This is a genomic window from Paenibacillus cisolokensis (assembly GCF_050481165.1).
In the GTDB taxonomy this organism is placed as follows: domain Bacteria; phylum Bacillota; class Bacilli; order Paenibacillales; family Paenibacillaceae; genus Paenibacillus_AH; species Paenibacillus_AH cisolokensis.
Genome location: NZ_JBCNFP010000207.1, coordinates 1 through 571 on the forward strand (window position 1 = coordinate 1; position 571 = coordinate 571).

1 protein-coding gene is annotated in these 571 nt (G+C 43.4%); it reads right to left on the reverse strand.

The features are described 5' to 3' along the window. Positions 1-571: enolase-like domain-containing protein (locus ABEV74_RS23080; RefSeq protein ID WP_488168589.1), on the reverse strand; the 571-nt coding region annotated here is incomplete at both ends.

A 571-nucleotide genomic window follows, 5' to 3' on the forward strand; every position in this document is an offset into this window, starting at 1 on the left:
CTTTCCGATTTCATGTTCAACCGTTCTTGCCCCAACTTGATTTTGACCGCCCGGAAGCCTTTATTGAGATAGTTTCGAATATTATCAAGCAATTTCTCCATGGTGAAATTCGGGTCGATCGCTCCAGCGTAAGCCTTTGTCGAAGAATCGTTTCCGCCAACCAGCCTCCATAATGGCTCATCCATCAATTTACCCCGAAGATCCCACAAAGCGATATCAATAGCCGAAATAGCGAACGAAGCAATTCCTCCCCTGCCGACATAGTGGACTTTCCAATTCATCTCATCCCAAAGTTTTTCGATACAACCGGCATCTTTCCCCAACAAGTAAGGTTTCAAATCATGCTCAATCATTTGACTGATGGCTCTTCCGCCGACACCGCCCGTATACGTATACCCAATACCGGTCAGCCCATTCTCCAAAGCCAGTTTCACAACGATCAATTCAAAATGTGTATGAATTCCATGCCTGGCATCCCCAAGGTTTTCTTCCAAAGGAATTCGATAATAGTTAGTACTAATATCGCTTATTTTTTTGAACTTCATATTTGACTGGACAGTGAAAAGTTCTT